This window comes from Bradyrhizobium sp. LeoB3 (assembly GCF_055456055.1).
This window is the reverse complement of record NZ_JBVBEF010000029.1, coordinates 12468-32939: the sequence shown is the minus strand read 5'-3', so window position 1 is coordinate 32939 and position 20472 is coordinate 12468. Positions and strand designations below refer to the sequence as shown.

Genomic DNA, 20472 nt, shown 5'->3' with positions numbered 1-20472 from the left:
TGCTCATACAAAGAGCCGAAGCGGGATGACAATTCGAAGAAAAGTCAGTTCGATGCCTGCGCGCCGCGCATTAGAGCGTTTTCGAGCGAAGTGACCACCGGTTCGCGTGAAGAAAACGCGTCAAAACAAAAACCTGGAGCTTCGGTTCTGATTCCATCAGAACCGAAGCTCTAGTCGTTGAAATAGTGCGGATGCCGCGCCCGGATCTGCGCGAGCTCGCTCAGCGTCCCCGACAAATGGGTTCGCAGATGTTTTTGCGCTTCCTCCGGCTCGCCGCCGGCGATAGCCTTGGCGATCAGCTTGTGATGGCGGACGATATCCTGCGCCTTGCCGGGCGAGGGCAGATGCAGCCGGCGCAACCTGTCGATATGGCCGCTGCGGCTGCGCATGAGGGTCCAGATTTCCTGCTTGTCGGCGGCCTCGTATAGCTGCGCGTGGAACTCGTTGTCGGCGGCCATGAATTTCTCGAACGCGCCGGCCTTTGCGAACTGCTGTTGCCGCGCGATGGTGGAGTTGAGCTCGGCGACGAGCGCCTCGTCCGGTTGCAGCGCGAGCACGCGCACGATCTCCAGCTCGACTGCCTGCCGCAGGAAATGTGCCTGCTGCGCGCGGCGCAGGTCGATCCGGCTGACGACCGTCGCATATTGCGGGAACACCTCGACGAGACCTTCCTCCTCGAGCCGCTTCAGCGCGTCGCGGATAGGCGTCGAGGACACCCCGAACTGTTCTGCCAGCGCGGCGCGCGACAGCGGTGAGCCCGGCGGCAGTTCCAGCGCGATGATCATGCCGCGCAGGCGCTCAAACACTTGCGGCGCCGCCTGACGGTCGCGATCGAGCAGCCCGCTCGATCGCGGGACGACACGACGCTGGCCGATGACCGGTGGATCCATTTGAATTGCCGTTACGCCCGCGAGAGGCTTGCCAACGATGCACTAATACATTAGTGCATTTCCGCAGGGGTGGTCAATCCGCAACCCTGAGAGGAAGCGCGTAATGAACAGGATGATGTGGCGGACGCTTGCGGGCGCCGCCGTGGCGTTTGGTTTGCTGCAGGGACCGGCGGCACTGGCGCAGCAAAAGACGGAAATCGCCTTGTCGCGGCAGCCGGGTATTTTCTATATTCCGAGCCACATTATCGAGAAGCAGAAGCTGATCGAGAAACATGCCGCAGCGCTTGGCGTGCCCGGCATCACCACCAAATGGCTGACATTCTCCAGCGGCGGCGCGCAGACCGATGCGCTGCTTGCGGGCGGCGTCGACATCCTCAAAACCGGCACCGGCAATCTCTTGCTGCTGTGGGATCGGACCCGCGGCGGCGTGAAAGGCATCGTCGCCACTTCCGCGCAGCCGATGACGCTGATCAGCCGCGATCCCAACATCAAGTCGCTGAAGGATTTTGGGCCGAACGATAAAATCGCGTTGCCGACCGTGAAGGTCTCGACGCAGGCCATCGTGCTGCAGATCGCGGCCGGCGAGTTGTTCGGCTCGGATCAATGGTCGAAGCTCGATTCCAACACCGTGCAGCTCGGCCACCCCGATGCCTATGCCGCAATGTCCAATCCGCAGCATGAGGTGCGCAGTCATTTCTCGATCCCTCCCTACACCTTCCTTGAGCTGAAGAATGTGCCGGGCGCGCATGTCGTGCTGAACTCGCCTGACGTGATGGGTGGCCCGCTTAGCCAGGCGCAATTCTTCACCACGACGAAATTCGCCGACGCCAATCCAAAAATCATCCAGGCCGTGCGGCTGGCGACCAAGGAAGCGCATGACCTGATCCGAAGCGATCCCAAGCTCGCGGTCGAAATCTACAAGGAGATCACTGGCGACAAGACTTCAGTTGAAGATCTGCTGGCCTGGCTGAAGGAGCCCGGCATGATGGAGTGGAATCTGGAGCCGCAGGGCACCATGAAATTCGCCAACCATCTCTTCAAGGCGGGCACGCTGAAGACGCAGCCCAAGGCGTGGACCGACTATTACCTGCCGGTCGCGCATGACCTGAAGGGCAGTTGATCCCATGGCGCCGCTCCTTGACGTCTCCGATGTGACGCTGCGCTACAAGACGTCGAACGCGGTCATCACAGCGACCGAACGCGTCTCCTTCAAGGTTGATCGCTCCGATCGCTTCGTGCTGCTCGGGCCGTCCGGCTGCGGCAAATCCACGCTGCTGAAGGCGGTCGGCGGCTACTTGCGGCCCAGCGAGGGCAAGATGCGGATTGATGGCCGCGAGATCGTCGAGCCGGGCGCCGATCGGATGATGATCTTCCAGGAGTTCGATCAACTCCTGCCGTGGAAAACCGTGCTGGAGAACGTGATGTTTCCGCTCCTGTCCGCGCGGCGGCTGCCTCGCAAGAAAGCCGAGGAGAAGGCTCGGGCCTATATCGAGAAGGTCGGGCTGACCCGCGTGGTCGATAGCTATCCGCATACGCTGTCTGGCGGCATGAAGCAACGCGTCGCGATCGCCCGCGGCATGGCGATGGAGCCGGACATTCTGCTGATGGACGAGCCGTTCGCGGCGCTGGACGCGCTGACGCGCCGGACTTGCCAGGACGAATTGCTGCAGCTCTGGTCCGAGACCAAGTTCACCGTGCTGTTCGTCACCCATTCAATCGCGGAAGCTATCAAGATCGGCAACCGCATCCTGCTGCTGTCGCCGCATCCGGGGCGGGTGAAGGCCGAAGTCGCCGGCGTCGACCGCGTCTCCAGCGAAGACGGCAGCGCTGCACGGCTGGAGAAGCAGATACACGATCTGCTGTTCGCTGAGCCGGCAACCGCACACTGAGGAGAGGCGCGATGGGAGAAGCAACGATCCTGCTGCGCGAGAGCAATGCAGTGGCCGCGCCGGCCGCAGGCGAGGTCGAGCGCAAGCTGAGTGTGTGGGAGCTGCTCTGGGACGACGGCTTTGTGCGCAAGGGGCTCATCATTGTCTTCCTGGCGGCAGCGTGGGAAGCTTACGGTCTGTGGCTCGACAATCCCCTGTTGTTCCCGACCTTCCATGACACCGTCGTCACCATGTTCGAGAAGGTGCGCGACGGCACCATCCCGATGCGGGCCTGGGCGTCGCTAAAAGTACTGTTCATGGGTTATTCCGCCGGCATCGCCCTGGCCTCGATCTTGACCATCCTTGCGATCTCGACCCGCATCGGCACGGATTTCCTCGAGACGATCACGGCGATGTTCAACCCGTTGCCGGCGATTGCGCTCTTGCCGCTTGCACTGATCTGGTTCGGGCTTGGCAATGGCAGTCTTGTGTTCGTGCTGATTCATTCCGTTCTCTGGCCGGTGGCGCTCAACACCCATGCCGGTTTCAAGGGCGTGTCCAACACGCTGCGCATGGTCGGCCGCAATTATGGCCTGCGCGGACTACCCTATGTGGCGCGCATCCTGATCCCCGCGGCCTTCAGTTCGATCCTGACCGGGCTGAAGATCGGTTGGGCCTTTGCCTGGCGCACGTTGATCGCCGCCGAACTGGTGTTCGGCGTGTCGTCGGGACAGGGCGGGCTCGGCTGGTACATCTTTGAGAACCGCAACCTGCTCGACATTCCCGCCGTGTTCGCCGGATTATTGACGGTGATCATCATCGGCCTGATCGTCGAAAACCTGATCTTCCGCACCATCGAGCGGAACACGGTCCAGAAGTGGGGCACCCAGACATGAGCGACAAAAGCAAGAAGAAGCGCCCCGACCAACTCCGCAGCGCGCGCTGGTTCGCGCCCGATGATCTCAGGGCCTTCGGCCACCGCTCGCGCGCCATGCAGATGGGCTACGCGCCGGAGGAGTGGAAGGACCGGCCGGTGATTGCGATCATCAACACCTGGTCGGACGCCCAGCCGTGTCACATGCATTTCAAGAGCCGCGTCGACGACGTCAAGCGCGGCGTGTTGATGGCCGGCGGCTTTCCGATGGAACTGCCGGCGCTGTCGCTGTCGGAATCGTTCCTGAAGCCGACCACCATGCTCTATCGCAACATGCTGGCGATGGACGCGGAAGAATTGCTGCGCGGCCATCCGGTCGACGGCGTCGTGCTGATGGGCGGCTGCGACAAGACCACGCCGGCGCTGTTGCTCGCCGCCACCTCCATGAACCTGCCCACGATCTATCTGCCGGCCGGTCCGATGCTGCGCGGCAACTGGAAGGGCCGCACGCTGGGCTCGGGATCGGACGCCTGGAAATATTGGGATGAGCGGCGTGCCGGCAAGATTTCCGATGATGACTGGGTCGACATGGAAGCCGGCATTGCCCGCAGCTACGGCACCTGCATGACCATGGGCACCGCCTCCACCATGACCGCGATCGCCGAATCCATCGGCATGACGCTGCCGGGTGCCTCCTCGATTCCGGCCGCGGATGCCGGTCATATCCGCATGGCCGCCGAATGCGGCCGCCGCGTCGTCGAGATGGTCTGGGAGGATCTGACCCCGCAACAGATCCAGACCCGGAAGGCGTTCGAGAACGCGATCACGGTGGCGATGGCGATGGGCTGCTCGACCAACGCGATCATCCATCTGATCGCGCAGGCCCGCCGCGCCGGCCAGGACATCTCCCTCGACGATTTCGAGAAGGCGAGCCGCGAGGTGCCGGTCATCGCCAATGTCCGCCCGAGCGGCGATCTCTATCTGATGGAGGATTTCTTCTACGCCGGCGGCCTGCCGGCGCTGATGAGCCAGATCAAGGATCATCTGCATCTCGACTGCCTGACCGTGACCGGCAAGACGCTGGGGGAGAATATCGCCCGCGCCGAAGTCCATAACGACGATGTCATCCGCAGCGTCGCCAACCCGATCTACAAGGAGGGTGCGCTCGCGGTGCTCAAGGGCAATCTCGCGCCCGACGGCTGCGTGATCAAGCCCAGCGCCTGCGATCCGCGCTTCCTGAAGCATTCCGGCCCGGCGCTGGTGTTCGACGATTACCCCTCCATGAAGAAGGCGGTCGACGATCCCGATCTGGATGTGACGGCCGATCATGTGCTGATCCTGCGCAATGCGGGGCCGCAGGGCGGTCCGGGCATGCCGGAATGGGGCATGCTGCCGATCCCCACAAAGCTCGTGAAGCAGGGCGTGCGCGACATGGTGCGGATCTCGGACGCGCGGATGAGCGGCACCAGCTATGGCGCCTGCATCCTGCATGTCGCGCCTGAAGCTTATATTGGCGGTCCGCTCGCGCTTGTGCAGAACGGTGATCTCATCACCCTCGACGTCGCCGCCCGCAGCATCACCCTCGATGTGCCGCAGGAAGAGCTCGTACGTCGCCGCGCCGCCTGGAAGCCGCCGGAGCGCCGCTACGAGCGCGGCTATGGCTGGATGTTCACGCGCCACATCAAGCAGGCCAACGAAGGCTGCGATTTCGATTTTCTTGAAACCGGCTTCGGCAAGCCGGTCGATGAGCCGTCGATTTATTAACTTTTTTCACCTCTCCCGCTTGCGGGCGAGGTCGGCGCATAGCGCCGGGTGAGGGCTCTCTCCGCTGGGGGACTCGTGGAGAGAACCCTCACCCCAGCCCTCTCCCGCAAGCGGGAGGGGGAGCCGCAGCATCTCTCCCGGAATGACGAAGGAGCAGTTCACATGTCCAAACTCAGCGACACCACCCGCAACAAGCTGAAAACCGTCTCCACGGCCACCGTCGCCACCGCGCTGTACAAGCGCGGCTTCCGCATCCAGTGCATCCAGGACGTCCACCCCTTGAGCCCGGACCAGCCGACCATGGTCGGCGAAGCCTTCACGCTGCGCTACATGCCGGCGCGCGAGGACCTCAACAAGCTCGAGGTCTTCCGCGACCGTTCACATCCGCAGCGCAAGGCGATCGAGGATTGCCCGCCCGGCGCGGTGCTGGTGATGGACAGCCGAAAGGATGCGCGCGCCGCCTCAGGCGGCGCGATCCTGGTGACGCGCCTGATGAAGCGCGGCGTTGCCGGCGTCGTCACCGACGGCGGCTTTCGCGACTCCGCCGAGATCGCCAGGCTCGGCTTTCCCGCCTATCATCACCGGCCGAGCGCGCCGACCAATTTGACGCTGCACCACGCGATCGAGATCAACGTCCCGATCGGCTGCGGCGACGCGCCGGTGTTCCCCGGCGATGTGATCCTCGGGGACAGTGACGGTGTCATCGTCATCCCCGCGCATCTCGCCGACGAGATCGCCGAGGAAACCTTCGAGATGACCGCATTCGAGGATTTCGTCGCCGAGGAAGTCCATAGCGGGCGCGGCATCTTCGGCCTCTATCCCGCCACTGATCCGCAGACATTGACCGATTTCGCGGCATGGCGGAAAAAGAACGGGCGCTGATCCACTTCACGCATATGGTCGGCGCCAAGCCCGATCAAGACGGAGGAAAGCCATGCTGATGTTCAACAATCTGATCGACGGCGAATGGATGTCGGACGGCGCGCGCTCGCCCAATGTCAATCCGTCCGATACCAACGACATCGTCGGCGAGGCCGTGCGCGGCACCCGCGCCGAGCTTGATGCCGCGGTCGCGGCCGCCAAGGCGGCATTCCCGGCATGGTCGCGCGCGACGCCGCAGGTCCGCTATGACATCCTCAAGAAAGCGTCGGATGAAATCCTGGCGCGCAAGGATGAACTGGGCCGCCTGCTGTCGCGCGAGGAAGGCAAGACCCTGCCCGAGGGCATCGGCGAGGCCGCGCGTGCGGGGCAGATTTTCGCGTTCTTTGCCGGCGAGTGCCTGCGCATGGCCGGCGAGAAGCTGTCTTCCGTGCGGCCTGGCATCGACGTCGAGATCACCCGCGAGGCCCTCGGCGTGGTCGGCCTGATCACGCCCTGGAACTTCCCGATCGCGATTCCGGCCTGGAAAATCGCGCCCGCGCTCGCCTATGGCAACACGGTCGTGATCAAGCCGGCCGACCTGGTGCCGGGCTCGACCTGGGCGCTGGTCGATATCCTGCAGCGTGCCGGCCTGCCCAAGGGCGTGCTTAACCTCGTGATCGGCCGCGGCTCGGAGGTCGGCGCCGCGCTGCTCGAACATCCCGATGTCACGGCGATCAGCTTCACCGGATCGGTGGCAACCGGCCAGAAGGTCGCTGCGGCCTGCGTGGCATCGCGACCGATGAAGAAATTCCAGCTCGAGATGGGCGGCAAGAATCCGCTGGTCATTCTCGACGATGCCGACCTGAAGGTCGCAGTCGAATGTGCCGTCAACAGCGCGTTCTTCTCCACCGGCCAGCGCTGCACGGCAGCCTCGCGCCTGATGGTCACCAAGGGCATTCACGACAAATTCGTCGCCGCGCTCACCGAGCGTCTGGGCGGCCTCAAGGTCGACGACGCCTTGAAGGCCGGCACCGACATCGGCCCGGTCGTCGACCAGAACCAGCTCGATCAGGACCTGAAATATCTCTCGATCGGCAAGGACGAGGGCGCGAAGCTGGTGTTCGGCGGCGAGCTGCTGAAGCGCGACGCGCCGGGCTTCTATCTGCAGCCGGCGCTGTTCACCGAGGTGACCAACAAGATGCGGATCGCGCGGGAGGAGATCTTCGGACCGGTCGCCGGCGTCATTCGCGTCAACGACTATGCGGAGGCGCTGGCGACTGCAAACGATACCGAGTTCGGCCTGTCGGCCGGCATCTGCACCACGAGCCTGAAATACGCCAGCGACTTCAAGCGCAACGCCGAGGCCGGCATGGTGATGGTCAACCTGCCGATCGCCGGCGTCGACTATCACGTCCCGTTCGGCGGCCGAAAAGGCTCGAGCTATGGTCCGCGCGAGCAGGGAAAATACGCCGCCGAGTTCTACACGACGGTGAAGACCGCCTATACGAATCCGTAAGAACGCATTCGGGCGGCGGGGCTCGGTCCCGCCGCTACAACATCTCCGGCTTGAACAGCTTGCGATATTTCCGCGTGTTCTCGCCGGAGATCATGAACTCGCCGTCGCCGCGATAATGGATGGTCTTCGGATATTTCGGCGAGGTCGCGACATGCGCCTTCACCACCTCCAGCACGAACAGGCTGTATTTCCAGATCAGGCTTGAATCGATCAGCCGGCATTCGAAATTGGCGTAACACTCCGCGATCAACGGCGCGCGCACCTGCTCGCCGGACCTGGGCGTCAGGCCAAACTCGGCGAACTTGTCGATGTCGCGCCCGGAGCTGTTGCCGATCTTGACCACCGTCGGCGCCAGCTCGACGGTTGGCACGTTGATCACGCACTGTCTGCTGCGCCGGATCAATTCGAAGGAATGGTTGGCGTCCCAGATGTAGCAGCCGATCAGCGAGGGCTGAAACTCCATGATCATGTGCCAGCCCATGGTCATGATGTTGGTCTCATTCCTGTGCGCGGAGGAGACCAGCACGATCGGCCCCGGCTCGAGAAAGCGGCGCACGTTGTCGACAGGAAAATCCGTCTTGGTGTAGCGCGGCATGGGGCCTCCTCTCAGTCGTCGTCCTCGTTTGCGCTTCAAACTCCGCCGTCGTCCCGGCCAAGCGAAGCGCGAGCCGGGACCCATAACCACAGGCAGTTATGGTGACGAAGACTCGGAGTTACAGCGTGGTTCAACAACGATGTTTGGTGGTGATGGGTCCCGGGTCAAGCCCGGGACGACGCGGGGAGAGAGAGTGGGGCTCATCTCAGGCCCGTAGGGTGGGCAAAGCGGAGCGTGCCCACCATCCACGCTCGGTGCAAGAGAAGGTGGGCACGCTGCGCTTGCCCACCCTACGATATCTACACCGCCGCGTCCGCCAATCCCACTGCCCACAGCGCGAACGCATAGACGATCGCGATTTCATCGAGCCGGTTGAAGCGTCCCGATGCGCCGCCGTGGCCAGCGCCCATGTTGGTGCGGAGAAGCACCGGCCCGCCGCCGGTCATGGTGGCGCGCAATCGCGCGATCCATTTCGCCGGCTCCCAATAGGTGACGCGCGGATCGGTCAATCCACCCATTGCGAGGATCGCGGGATAGTCCTTCGCCGCGACATTGTCGTAGGGCGAATAGGACAGGATGGTGCGAAAGTCCTTCTCGCTCTCGATCGGGTTGCCCCATTCCGGCCATTCCGGCGGCGTCAGCGGCAGCGTGTCGTCGAGCATGGTGTTGAGCACGTCGACGAAAGGCACTTCGGCGACGATGCCGCCGAACAATTCGCCGGCGCGGTTCGCGACCGCTCCCATCAGCATGCCGCCGGCCGAGCCGCCATGGCCGACGATGCGTTTAGTGCTCGTGTATTTTGCATCGATCAGCGCGCGGGCGGAAGCCGCGAAATCATCAAAGCTGTTGGTCTTCTTCTCGCGCTTGCCGTCGAGATACCAGCCCCAGCCCTTGTCGGCGCCGCCGCGGATATGCGCGATCGCGTAGACGAAGCCGCGGTCGACCAGCGACAGGCGGTTGGTGCTGAAGGAGGCCGGCATTGCCATGCCGTAGGAGCCGTAGCCGTAGAGCAGCAGCGGCGCTGTGCCGTCGCGGACGAAATCCTTGCGGTGCAGGATCGAGACCGGGACCTCTGCGCCGTCATGCGATGTCGCCATGATGCGCGTGGTGACGTAATCGGCCGGGTCGTGGCCGGAGGGAATCTCCTGGCGCTTGCGCAGCACCCGTGTCCGCTTCGTCATGTCGTAGTCGTAGACTTCCGACGGTGTCGTCATCGACGAATAGGAGAAGCGCAGGTTCGTCGTCTCGAATTCGTAGGAGCCCATGGTGTCGAGCGAATAGGCCGCCTCGTCGAAGGCGATCGCATGCTCCTCGCCCGTGGCGAGATCGCGGATCACGATCGCGGGCAGCGCGTTGGCCCGCTCCAGCCGCACCATGTGGCCGGAGAAAAGCTCGAGATCGAGGATGTAGATGCCTTCGCGGTGCGGGATCAGATCGCGCCAGTTCTTGCGCTCCGGCGCGGCGAGCGGCGCCGTCATCACCTTGAAGTCGATCGCGTCATCGGCATTGGTGAGGATGAACAGCTCGTCGCCGCGGTCGACGATCGAATATTGCACGCCCTCTTCGCGCTGGGCGATCAGCCGCGGCGGCGCCTCGGGATTTCGGAGGTCGATCAACCGCTGTTCCGAGGTCTCGTGGTCGCCGCCCGCGATCACGCAGAAGCGCCCGCTCGCGCTCTCATGCAGATGGGTGAACCAGCCGGAATCCTGTTCTTCATAGACCAGCACGTCGTCCGCCTGTTTGGTGCCGAGCCGATGGCGCCAGACCTGCATCGGGCGATGGTTGTCGTCGAGCTTGACGTAGAAGAAGCTCTTCGCGTCCGCGCTCCAGACCACACCGCCATCGGTCTCCTCGACGAGGTCGTCGAGATCGGCGCCGCTTGCCCAGTCGCGCACCCGGATCGAGAAATATTCCGAGCCCTTGGTGTCGGCGCTCCAGGCATGCAGCCTGTGGTCGGGCGAATGCCGGCTGCCGCCGAACCTGAAATATTCGGTGGCTTTCGCCAGCTCGTCGCCATCGAGCACGACATGCGCCTCGCCGCCGTCGCGCGGCATGCGGCCGAACATCTCGTGCTGTCCGCCCTCGCGGAATTTGCGGAAATAGGCGAACGGGCCGTCGGGCGAGGGGACGCTGGAATCGTCTTCCTTGATCCGCCCGCGCATCTCCGCAACCAGCTTCTTCTGCAACGGTGCGGTGTGGCCGAGCAGGCTCTCGGTATAGCTGTTCTCGGCTTCGAGATAGCTCCTGATGTCAGGATCAAGGATCGAAGGATCGCGCAGCACCTCCTGCCATTTCGGATCCTTCAGCCAGCCGTAATCGTCTGACACGGTGATTCCGTGCCGGGTGAAGGAGTGCGGCCGTCGCGGCGCGACGGGCGCGGGGTGGGCAGGTTTCTTGGTGGCGGATTGGTCCACTCGGTCCTCGTATGGTCTTTCGGTTCCGTGGTCTTGTTCGCTCGTCATGCGCGGGCTTGACCCCCGCATCCATCAAAGAAAGGCGTTTTTCGCAAGATGATGGATTGCCGGGTCGAGCCCGGCAATGACGACCACCGTCGGAACGAGATGTCATCGAGACATATATCGGTTCGAATGGGTGGATTGCCAGATGCGGTCAGGCGCGCACGCTTTCACCGAGCCATTCAATCGCGGCCTCGGTTCCACCCTTGCCGTGGGGAATGCCGAGCGCGTTGAGCGCGACCTCGACCACGCCGAGTGTGCCCAGGATCATCGGCGCGTTCACATGGCCCATATGGGCGATCCGGAAGGCCTGGCCCTGCAGATCGCCAATGCCGGTGCCGAGCACGACGCCGCATTTCTCTTTGCAATAGCGCTGCAGCGCCGCCGGGTCGTGGCCGTTCATGGTGACTGTGGTCACCGTGTTGGAGCGCTCGGCGGCCTCGGTGATGTTGAAGCCGAGCACCTGGCCCTCTGCCCATACCGCAACGGCACGCCGCACCGCTTCGGCAAGCAGGCGATGGCGCAGATGCGCGTTCTGCAGTCCCTCAGCCGTCAGCATGTCGATCGCCTTGCGCAGCGCGAACAACAGATGCACCGGCGCGGTGCCGGCATATTTGCGATAGTGCTCGGTGCCCTCGCGTTCGGTCCAGTCCCAATAGGGCGTGCGCAGATTGGCGCGCTTGTGCATCTCCTGCGCGCGCGCGTTCGCGGCGACGAAGCCGAGACCCGGCGGCGTCATCAGGCCCTTCTGCGAGCCGGACATCGCGACGTCGATGCCCCAGGCGTCCATCTCGAACGGCATGCAGCCGAGCGAAGCCACGGTATCGACCATGAACAGCGCCGGATGGCCGCTCGCCTCGATCGCCTTGCCGATCGCCTCGATGTCGTTATAGGCGCCGGAGGCGGTATCGACCTGCACCGCGAGGATCGCCTTGATCGTGTGCTCCCTGTCGCGCCGCAGCCGGTCTTCCACTTCCGCGGGCCGGATCGCGCGGCGCCAGTCGCCCTTCAACACTTCGACCTCGGCGCCCATTGCGGACGCGGCTTGGCCCCAGCCGATGGCGAAGCGGCCGCTCTCGAGCACCAGCACCTTGTCGCCGCGCGACAGCACGTTGGAGAGCGTCGCCTCCCAGGCGCCATGGCCGTTGGCGATATAGATGTAGGATTTGCCTTTGGTGGCGAACAGTTTTGAGAGATCGCGCAAGAGACTCTCGGTCAGTTCGACCATCTCCGCCGAATAGATATCGAGCGCCGGGCGATGCATCGCCTGCAGCACCTCATCGGGCATCGTGGTCGGTCCGGGGATGGCCAGAAATTCCCGGCCCGCGCGAACGGTCATTGTTCGGTTCCTGCTTGATCTGTCTCGCACACGTGGATGCAGGGATTGGCTGAAAATTTCAACCCACAGAGGCGTTATTTTCCGATCGCGTCGGCGACGGCATGCCAGATCTGATCCTTGATCTCGATCGCGGGCGGGCTCGGGATCGTCGTTGCCGGGCCATCGCGCGGCTTGCAGGCTTCCACCAGCCGCAGGATCCAGATCTCGCCATCGGTGTAATAGAGGTCGCCGCCGCCATTGCGGCCCGCGATCGTCGGGCCGATGCCGGTGACCTGATATTTCGCGGTGACCATGCGGGCGTTTTCCAGGTCGGCCGTGAGCAGGGCCCGCTCGGCATCGAGGTCGGGACCGATGTGATGCGTGATCGCGCCGGTGTAATGGCTGACGCCGACGCTGCGATCCTGCGTGGCGGCGCCGAGCCACACCGGGCGGCCCTCCTCGCCCTTGTCGAGCACCTGCCAGTAGCGGACATGGTTGCGGCGATCGGCGCTGTTTCCGATCGGCTTCTCGAAGGCGAGGTCTTCACGCCGGCCGAGATAGAAGAGATTGCTGACCGGCGCGTCGCGATAGGGGCGATCGAGCAGCACGCTGCCGACGATCTCGATCGATGATTTCAGCGTGATCGGATCGGCGGGATACCAGCCGGCGGCGTGCATGGCGCAGACCACGTCGTACTTGTCGCCGATCAATCCGATATTCAGGGGATCGCCGGGAATTCCCTGCGCGGTGCGCGTCACCATCGGCAGGTTGGCGAGGCCCTTCTGGTGCTCGTGATGGGTCCACAATGCCGGCAGCAGCAGATAGGCGGCGAGGCCGTAGACTGCGAGTATCAAGACCAGCAGCAATTGGATACGCCGGACCCGTCGCCGCCGCGCCGAAGGTTGCGCCTTGTCGTCGAGCTCTGTCACCGTGCCGCGCTCTCGAACCGAGGTTGCGCAGGCAGTTTAGAGATTGTTCAGCGCCTTGTCTCGCGGCAGCCCGCGGCTTCCGCCTCCTCGACCGAGCAGAACCAGCGCGTGCCCTTGGCGATCTTCATCTGGATCTTGGCGTACCAGCGGCTTTGCGGCGTGTGATAGATGCATTCGCCCGAGGTGTTGACGTTGCCCTTGATGGTGCAGTCGGGCGAGGGCGCGACCGGGCCGGACGCGGACGCCAGCAGGATGTTGCGCGCGTTCTCCGGCGGCTTCACGGCGCCGAGGATCGGCGTCTTCTTGTTGCGGATGCGCCAGTCCCAGGGTGCGATGAAGGCGCCCTGCCACATGCCGGCCTTGGCGTCACGCGCGGCCTTCTCGTCGGCCTCATACTCGTGCGACGCCCGCGTATAGGCGAGCGCCCAGCCGTTGGCGACCAGCCATCTCTGGATGTCCTGCCCCTCGACCTCGCAGCGCGCCAGGGTGCGGCCGCGGCGGTCGGTCGTGCCGCGGGTATGGCAGGTCCAGCTCTTGCCGCCGGCATGCTTGATGAGTTCGTCGCGCGCGGCGATCCCGCAGGTCCAACGCTCGCCCAGGGTGTTGAGGCAGAGCTGGTCGGTGGAGGGCGTGTCGATGCCGCCGAGACGGATGCGGGCGGAGCCGATCTGGATCTGGTCGCCCTCGCGGATTTTCGGCACGCCGGTGATGTCTGCGGCCTGCGCCAGCGCGGGCAACAGCAGGAGGGCGGCGGTGAGGAGCAGCGATCGCATCGGCAGGTTCACGGATTGGCGAGCAATTGTGCGGAGATTCGGGCAGGCAAACCAGTAGCGCGAACGCCGCAGCCTTTTCAACTTCGCGTCATTGCCCGCCGCGCCAGCGCCAGCGCCATCAGCACGAAGGCCGAGGTCACCTCGGGGCCGCCGACCAGGATCCGCGTCGGCGTCTTCATCTTGTTCCACTCATAGGCCTCGTATGGGGAACGCCGGCCGCCTTCGCCGAAGCTCGCGACGATGCAGTGCAGCGCCGGCGTGAAGGTCGCGACCTCGGCGCCGAGATGCGCCAGCGCCATCAGCGCCAGCGCGGCGTCGAACGCGTTCATCTCATAGGCGATCAATTCCTGCTGGACGTAGAGCAGCACCTGCGCGCGGATCATTGCGAACACCCCACTTGGATCGATCACGCGCTGCGCCGCCGAGGGAAGCGCGATGAACGCGGCGTAGCAGCGGCCGAAATAGGCGCAGTAAAGCTCCGGCAGATAATAGATATGCGAGCGCGGCTTCCTGAACGCGCCGCTTTCCACCAATCGCCGCTGGAAGTCGATGATGCGCTGCACCGTCTCCAACCGCTGCGGCGTCTCCAGGATCCGCCAGCGCTTGAGGTTGCGGAAGCTGACCTCGAGGATGTCGAGATTGAGCGTCGGATCGAGGTCGTTGCCGTAGGGACGATCACCGGCGAGATTGTCGATCCAGGTGACGACGCCGCCCTCGTAATCGATATTGTCGTTCAGCGGCACGGTGACGCGCGGCTCGTTCGCCCCGCTCCGCACCTGGTAGCCGCGGTAGAAATCCAAAAGCGGTTGCTTGAGGATCGGATGCTCGCTGCCGGCCTGCGTCGCCGCGGAGAACGAGCAGGCGGTGGTGTCGCAATCAGGCACATAGATGCCGAAGCCGAGATCCTGCTTGATCTGGGCGAAGAAGCGCGAGAAGCGCGGATGCGGCAATGGCGCCAGCGCGGTGATTACGTTCACGGTCGAGCCGTCATGCGAGGGCACCTCCTCGGCGCTGATCCGCAAGCAGAAGTCGACCATGTCGGCGATCGCCCCGCGCGCGGCGCTGGTCTCCGCGCTGGAGGCGAGCCCGGTCTCGACAAAGCTGAGCAGCGCCTCGGTGAAGAATGCATCGTAATAGGCCGAGCGATGGCGGATCTGCATCGGCTGCCACATCGGCTCGGCGATCCCGCGCCAGGGCGGGTTGATCAGCGCGCGCGCCGGCGAATGCGCGATGTAGATGCGCGCGAGGTTGAACAGCAAAGTCGAGTTCTTATAGCCGCGCGAGTTCAGCCCGGTCAGCGCCATCAGAAGTTCGCGCCCGCCCATGTCGGCATCGCCGATCAGGTTGAACGCCGCATAGGTCGGGATGAAGCCGTTCTTCGCGTAAGCGCGCAACAGATGCGCGCCGCAGGCCCGGATCACGCGCTCGATCTCGGCCGCCGCGGGCGCGCGCGCAGGCGCCGCCGCCGTGGGCAGCGGATGCCGCACGTCGATACCTTCCATCAGCGCAGCCACAGGCGCGCCGATCGCCGCCCAGTCCGGCGCCTCGGCATCGCGCGCCTCGAGCAGCGCCGCCTGCAGCGCGCCGAGCCGCGCGCCATCGCGCAAGGCCGGCAGGCCGGTGCGTCGGAGCAGGCCGCGCAGCGCCGGATTGCCGATCGCGGTCCGGTAGAATTTTCCCAAATGCGCATCGCCGCCGCGATATTTCAGCAGCAGCGGATCGCAGACGTCGTAAAGCGACGGCCCGTCCTTACGGACCGTGAGCGATCGGCAGACCGCCCCGGCAATGTCATGAAAACCCATGCCACCCCTTTCTGGCACGCACGATCCGGAACAGCCGGGAACCCGGCTGCGGCCGAAAAATCCTGCGCAATCCAAGGAGGCCCCACCCAGAAGCCCCCTGCAAACCTTTGAATCGCAGCACAAAATCGCGGGAAACACAAATGTGACCGATATCACATACGCCGCCGCGTTTTGGCACAAGTTTGACCCCGGCGCATTACGGATAAGGCCGAAAGGCCGAATCAGGTTGCCCCGGAAGGCTTCGCAGGTTAAGGGTTTCTGTGTTGCGGTGCCGCAAATTGCGCACAATCTGACGGCACTCGATCAGGCAACCCCTAAAACCACAGACGGCTTTGACGCGACTACACAGTCGCGCCTTCGTCAACGATTGGGATCCGAAACGCATGAAGCTCAGGCAGCTCTCCCTTTCCCGCCGCACGCTCACCGTCGTCGCCGCCTATGTTGCGATGGTGTCGCTGGCGATTGGTGCGCATGCCGCGCTGAATAAGCGGCCGCTGGAAGCGCCCAAGATGGTCGCGACCGAGCAGGGCGTCGTGCCCGTGCAGGCGTCCCGCGTCGCGCTGATCATCGGCAACGGCCATTATCCCGACGCCAACCACCCGCTGCAGCAGCCGATCAACGACGCCCGTGAGTTGGGCGCGGCGCTGCGCCAAAACGGCTTCGATGTCGACGTCGTCGAGGACGCGACCAAGGACGATATGAGCCGCGCCGTCGAGCGCCTGAAGGCGAAGGTCGGGCCGGATACCGTGGTGATGCTGTTCTTCGGCGGCTTCGGCGTGCAGGCCGGCCGCGAGAGCTTCATGCTCCCGGTCGATGCCGCGATCTGGAAGGAAGGCGATGTCCGCCGCGACGGCCTCAGCGTCGAGCAGGTGCTGGGCGCGATGGACGAGAAGGGCGCCAAGGCCAAGCTCGTGGTGCTGGATGCCTCCCGCCGCAATCCCTATGAGCGCCGCTTCCGCTCCTACAGCCACGGCCTCGCCCCGATCAGCCCGCCCGAGAACACGCTGGTGATATCATCGGCGACGCCCGGCAAGGTCACCGAGGAATCCAAGGCCACCAACAGCGTGCTGGTCTCCGAACTCCTCAATAACCTGAAAACTCAGCCCGGCATCGAGTCCGCCTTCAACAAGACCCGCGTCTCGATCTCCCGCGCCAGCGAAGGCGAGCAGGTCCCGTCGGTGTCGTCGTCGCTGCTGGAAGACATCCGCCTCGGCGGCTAGCCGCCACATCCTCCACCTCCCCTTGAAAAGGGGAGGTCGGTTTGCGCGATCACGCGCAAACCGGGTGGGGATCCTGTCTCCACGAACACCAGCTTCACGAATTGAAGAACGCCTCTCCCGTGGGGAGAGGCCGGATTGCATCGCCAGATGCAATCCGGGTGAGGGGTCCCGCTCTCTCAGGGGACCACGACCCTCACCACCCGCTTCTCACTTCCCCTCCGCGCTCGCCATCACCGGCCGCACCGGGTCGCCCTCGCGCAGCAAGGCCCCCGCGCGCGCCACCACGATGTCGCCTTCCTGCACGCCCTCGCGGATCTCGACCTGTCCGGCCTGCATCAGCCCGGTCTCCACCCGCCGCGTCTCGACGCGGTCGCGCTTGATCACCTGCACCACGGTGCCGGCGGAGCCATAGAGGATCGCGGTCAGCGGCACCGCGACGCCGCAGCTCTGCCCGGTCTTGATCTGCGCGCGGCCGGATGAATTCACCAGCAGCCGCCGCGGCGCGTTGATGCCGACGACGACCTGGCCGAGCTGGCTGTTCGGCTCCACCGTCGGCGCCACCCGCCGCACCTTGCCGTCCATCTCGCCGGCGCCGATCACCTTGATCGATGCCGTCTGGTTCGCCTGCAGCTTGCCGAGATCCCGCGTCGGCACCATGCCGATCAGGTCGAATTCGTTGCGCGCAATGATCGAGAACAGCGCCTCGCCCTTGCCGCCGGCGATCGTGCCGACGATCGCGCTCGAGGCCGAGATCGTCCCCGCCACCGGCGCGGTGATGTTGAGCTGCCCGCCCTCCGGCAGGTTCAGCCGCGCCAACTGCTGCCCCGCGGTAACGTTATCCCCCGGATCCGCCATCACCTCCGCCACCTTCAGCCCGAACCGCTCGGGGCGCACCTGCGTCTCCTCCCGCGGCATGATGATCCCGGAGACTTCGACGATATTGCCGAAGCAGGTCTTTGAGGCTTTCAGGACGGTGACGGTCGCGCCTTTGGGGGACTCGGGCTCCTCGGCGGCGAGGATGGGGGAGATGGTGGCCGCGCTGAGAGTGGCGGCGAGGGCGAGGGACGCAAAAGGGCGGGCAAGAAGGCTGCGCATTAAATTCCGTTCCCGGGTTCGGCTCCATCGATACCAGATGGCCCTTGAACGCGCCAAGCATCGCGCGATATATACCATGAGTATCTATCAAAAATCGAGGAGGCGGATCATGAGTGCAACCGCCAAATTGTTCATGCATGGCCGCAGCCAGGCCGTGCGCCTGCCCAAGGAGTTTCGTTTCGAGGGCAGCGAGGTGCGCGTCAGCAAGGTCGGCGACAAGGTGATCCTTGAGCCGATCAGGAAGCAGCCCGTTGATCTCGACAAATTCTGGTCCGAGCTCGACGCGCTCGGGGCAAAGGACTTCCTGCCGGACGGCATTCCGGACGAGCCGCCGGCCGAACCGGACCCGCGCGTGTTCTTCGACGAATGATCTGCCTCGACACCAACATCGTCATCCGGATCGTCAACGGGCGCAGTTCGTCGCTTCGCCATCGGCTCGGCGAGCAGATACGGGCAGGCACGTCGGTTGCGCTACCGGTCATCGCCTTGTTTGAAATGCGCTACGGCTTCGCCAAGAGCGGCCGGCGCGAGCACAACGAACGCCTGCTCGAACGTTTTCTTGGTCTGGGCATCGAGGTCCTCCCGTTCGAACCCGACGACGCGATGCACGCCGGCGAAATCCGCGCCCACCTGGAAAGCGCGGGCACGCCGATCGGCCATTACGACTATCTGATCGCAGCCCAGGCACGCCGGCACGGCGCCGCACTGGTAACTCTCAACACGCGCGAGTTCGCGCGGGTGCCGGGGCTGATTGTGGTCGACTGGGCGGCGTGATGTCGGTAGCAGATATGAAGGCTATCGGCGAGCGACCCAATTCCAAAGTCCAATCTTGGTGCAGAATGGCAATTGATGGCTTCACGATCCGCATATTTGTGCCCGAAGGTGATCCTGAGGGCGTTCGCATAATCGACAGGATGGCATCCACCGGCCTAGCCATTACCTTTCCAAGAATCCGGTGGTCGAGCATTCGAGCCCGACCAGAGTTTGAGCGCGCCGGTGTCTATGTGCTTGTAGGGTACACAGCTGAAGATGCCGATCTGCCCACCTTGTACATAGGTCAGGGCGACGGCGTGGGTGATCGCATCGATGATCACCACGCTGCCAAAGACTTCTGGGATTGGGGTTTTGCATTTGTCACCAAGTCCGTCGATAGCGGCTTCAACCGAGCGCACATCACCTGGCTAGAGCATATGCTGGTCGATCGTGCGAAGCGAGCAGGTCGCAGTCATCTAAACAACGGCAACATGCCGACTGAGCCAACGCTTTCCGAGGCTGATAGGGCAGATACGAGCCTGTTCCTGAAGGAAATCCTGCAGGTCCTTCCTTTAGTCGGCCTGAGAGCGTTTGAGTTTCCAACGCCGGTAGCAACACCCAACGCAACAGATCCTGGACCAACAACGACACCAAAAATCTCGGACGAGCCGGACACGGTGATTGTCCCGCTCAGAAAGACGGATTCGATCAGGTCTTTCTCGGTCAAAATGCCTGGTACGCGATCAGGATCGGCGGCGGCATGATCTCTAAGATCAAGTACATCGCGGCCTATCAGAGCCAGCCGATTAGTGCCGTGACCCACGTCGCTCCGGTTGCATCAATCGAGCCTTACGGCGAAGACGGAAAATATAAGCTCCTCTTCTCCGAGCCGGCGCATCCAATCGGCCCGATACCCTTCGCTGACGCTCCCTCGGGTTCAATGCAAGGGCCGCGCTACACCACCTATTCGCGCCTTCTGACGGCAAAGAAGGTTAGCGACCTCTTCATCAGGCAGGCGCCTTAGAAGGTCATCACTAACGATCTTGCGCGTCGGATCGGTCGGGTGTTCGAAGAGAGTTGCCGGCAATCACAGATTGTACCTCATTCGACGACTGCTATACGTCGCCAAAAGCGCGCGGCTTTGGGTGGCTGTCTCTCGAGAGTCCGTGTTCCGTGCCCGAAGCGTTCGGTCAGGTCAAAGACCGGTTTTCGACACAAAACCGCACCGTCGCGCGATAGCCGGTTGGCGATACGCTAGTGACTTCAACACCTTTCGGTTTTGGGTCCAAGTAGCGGCGCGCAAATAGTTCCAAGACTGGCGTGTCGGCGTCGCACTGTGAACCCGTTCATAAGCCTATCTCCCGCGTCGCACTGGACTTTGTCGACGATCTAATGACGCAGTTTCTGACGCGGAGATATCGCGGTCATCTCTTCGGGAAGGATCGGCGGATGTGCGGCGATGGACGCTAATGTCGGTCGGCCTTCATGGTTCGTTGCTGGCCGCCCTCGTCCTCAGACCGCCATTGCCTGCAGCGGGTGTGAACGCGCGTTGTCGCGTCGACGCGTATAAAAGCTTTTGCGGCCTCTGCGAAAATTCGAAAGTGGTTTCAAACTGAGTTGCTCCGTCCCCTCTTCGCACGAAAGATAAGCCGCTCGCTCTCCCCAATAAGTCCGCCATACTGCACGGCGAGAGGGGTAGATCGCGATCGTCACGAACGTGGACGTGGCTGGCGTTAATACTCCAATGCACTAGCCCTA

Annotated in this window: 19 protein-coding genes; 11 read left to right on the top strand and 8 right to left on the bottom strand. The window is 63.7% G+C overall.

From position 1 onward, the window contains the following. Nucleotides 1-170: 170 nt before the first annotated feature. A complete protein-coding gene (locus tag ACZXDY_RS19945; protein ID WP_464346657.1) occupies nucleotides 171-890 on the bottom strand; it encodes a GntR family transcriptional regulator in 720 nt (239 codons plus the stop codon). Between the two features lie 112 nt (nucleotides 891-1002). Between ACZXDY_RS19945 and ACZXDY_RS19940 the strand changes: the two genes are divergently transcribed. The 6 genes from ACZXDY_RS19940 to ACZXDY_RS19915 all read left to right on the top strand — a co-directional run bounded on the left by ACZXDY_RS19940 (nucleotide 1003) and on the right by ACZXDY_RS19915 (nucleotide 7773). Next, nucleotides 1003-2010, top strand: a complete 1008-nt coding sequence (locus tag ACZXDY_RS19940) for an ABC transporter substrate-binding protein (protein ID WP_464346688.1) — start codon at nucleotides 1003-1005, stop codon at nucleotides 2008-2010. Between the two features lie 4 nt (nucleotides 2011-2014). Then, nucleotides 2015-2779 (top strand): ABC transporter ATP-binding protein, encoded by a 765-nt coding sequence (locus tag ACZXDY_RS19935; RefSeq protein WP_464346656.1) that lies wholly within the window; start codon nucleotides 2015-2017, stop codon nucleotides 2777-2779. An 11-nt stretch (nucleotides 2780-2790) separates the two neighbouring features. Beyond that, a complete protein-coding gene (locus ACZXDY_RS19930; RefSeq protein WP_464346655.1) occupies nucleotides 2791-3654 on the top strand; it encodes an ABC transporter permease in 864 nt (287 codons plus the stop codon). Beyond that, nucleotides 3651-5396, top strand: a complete 1746-nt coding sequence (gene araD, locus ACZXDY_RS19925; protein WP_464346654.1) for an L-arabinonate dehydratase — start codon at nucleotides 3651-3653, stop codon at nucleotides 5394-5396. Before ACZXDY_RS19930 ends, araD begins: the two co-directional genes overlap by 4 nt. Nucleotides 5397-5558: 162 nt before the next feature. Next, a complete protein-coding gene (locus tag ACZXDY_RS19920; protein WP_464346653.1) occupies nucleotides 5559-6278 on the top strand; it encodes a ribonuclease activity regulator RraA in 720 nt (239 codons plus the stop codon). A gap of 52 nt (nucleotides 6279-6330) precedes the next feature. After that, entirely contained in the window at nucleotides 6331-7773 is a 1443-nt protein-coding gene (locus ACZXDY_RS19915) for an aldehyde dehydrogenase family protein (RefSeq protein ID WP_464346652.1), read from the top strand. Between the two features lie 34 nt (nucleotides 7774-7807). Here the strand turns inward: ACZXDY_RS19915 and ACZXDY_RS19910 are convergent, their stop codons facing one another. The 6 genes from ACZXDY_RS19910 to ACZXDY_RS19885 all read right to left on the bottom strand — a co-directional run bounded on the left by ACZXDY_RS19910 (nucleotide 7808) and on the right by ACZXDY_RS19885 (nucleotide 15646). Next, nucleotides 7808-8368 (bottom strand): flavin reductase family protein, encoded by a 561-nt coding sequence (locus ACZXDY_RS19910; RefSeq protein ID WP_464346651.1) that lies wholly within the window; start codon nucleotides 8366-8368, stop codon nucleotides 7808-7810. 299 nt (nucleotides 8369-8667) lie between these two features. Then, nucleotides 8668-10782, bottom strand: a complete 2115-nt coding sequence (locus ACZXDY_RS19905) for a S9 family peptidase (protein ID WP_464346650.1) — start codon at nucleotides 10780-10782, stop codon at nucleotides 8668-8670. Between the two features lie 196 nt (nucleotides 10783-10978). After that, on the bottom strand, nucleotides 10979-12163 hold the full coding sequence (locus tag ACZXDY_RS19900; RefSeq protein WP_464346649.1) for a pyridoxal-phosphate-dependent aminotransferase family protein: 1185 nt from the start codon (nucleotides 12161-12163) through the stop codon (nucleotides 10979-10981). A 74-nt stretch (nucleotides 12164-12237) separates the two neighbouring features. Then, on the bottom strand, nucleotides 12238-13071 hold the full coding sequence (locus ACZXDY_RS19895) for an LssY C-terminal domain-containing protein (protein ID WP_464346648.1): 834 nt from the start codon (nucleotides 13069-13071) through the stop codon (nucleotides 12238-12240). Nucleotides 13072-13118: 47 nt separating this feature from the next. After that, on the bottom strand, nucleotides 13119-13844 hold the full coding sequence (locus tag ACZXDY_RS19890; protein WP_464346647.1) for a thermonuclease family protein: 726 nt from the start codon (nucleotides 13842-13844) through the stop codon (nucleotides 13119-13121). 77 nt (nucleotides 13845-13921) lie between these two features. Continuing rightward, entirely contained in the window at nucleotides 13922-15646 is a 1725-nt protein-coding gene (locus ACZXDY_RS19885; protein WP_464346646.1) for a hypothetical protein, read from the bottom strand. A gap of 383 nt (nucleotides 15647-16029) precedes the next feature. Here ACZXDY_RS19885 and ACZXDY_RS19880 point away from each other — a divergent pair, with 383 nt between their 5' ends. Beyond that, the gene (locus tag ACZXDY_RS19880; RefSeq protein ID WP_464346645.1) at nucleotides 16030-16866 is read left to right on the top strand and encodes a caspase family protein; all 837 of its coding nucleotides are present in this window, start codon (nucleotides 16030-16032) and stop codon (nucleotides 16864-16866) included. Between the two features lie 207 nt (nucleotides 16867-17073). On the opposite strand, the gene ACZXDY_RS19875 is transcribed toward ACZXDY_RS19880, so the two are convergent. Beyond that, a complete protein-coding gene (locus ACZXDY_RS19875; RefSeq protein WP_464346644.1) occupies nucleotides 17074-17961 on the bottom strand; it encodes an efflux RND transporter periplasmic adaptor subunit in 888 nt (295 codons plus the stop codon). Nucleotides 17962-18070: 109 nt separating this feature from the next. On the opposite strand from ACZXDY_RS19875, the gene ACZXDY_RS19870 reads away from it, so the two are divergent. Genes ACZXDY_RS19870 through ACZXDY_RS19855 form a run of 4 tightly spaced genes read left to right on the top strand, consistent with a single transcriptional unit; the run spans nucleotide 18071 to nucleotide 19738 of the window. Further along, nucleotides 18071-18331 (top strand): antitoxin, encoded by a 261-nt coding sequence (locus ACZXDY_RS19870; RefSeq protein ID WP_464346643.1) that lies wholly within the window; start codon nucleotides 18071-18073, stop codon nucleotides 18329-18331. Beyond that, the gene (locus ACZXDY_RS19865) at nucleotides 18328-18735 is read left to right on the top strand and encodes a PIN domain-containing protein (RefSeq protein ID WP_464346642.1); all 408 of its coding nucleotides are present in this window, start codon (nucleotides 18328-18330) and stop codon (nucleotides 18733-18735) included. The genes ACZXDY_RS19870 and ACZXDY_RS19865 overlap by 4 nt, the downstream gene beginning before the upstream one ends. Beyond that, nucleotides 18735-19478 (top strand): GIY-YIG nuclease family protein, encoded by a 744-nt coding sequence (locus tag ACZXDY_RS19860; protein WP_464346641.1) that lies wholly within the window; start codon nucleotides 18735-18737, stop codon nucleotides 19476-19478. The genes ACZXDY_RS19865 and ACZXDY_RS19860 overlap by 1 nt, the downstream gene beginning before the upstream one ends. Next, a complete protein-coding gene (locus ACZXDY_RS19855; protein WP_464346640.1) occupies nucleotides 19475-19738 on the top strand; it encodes a hypothetical protein in 264 nt (87 codons plus the stop codon). The genes ACZXDY_RS19860 and ACZXDY_RS19855 overlap by 4 nt, the downstream gene beginning before the upstream one ends. Nucleotides 19739-20472: the final 734 nt, after the last annotated feature.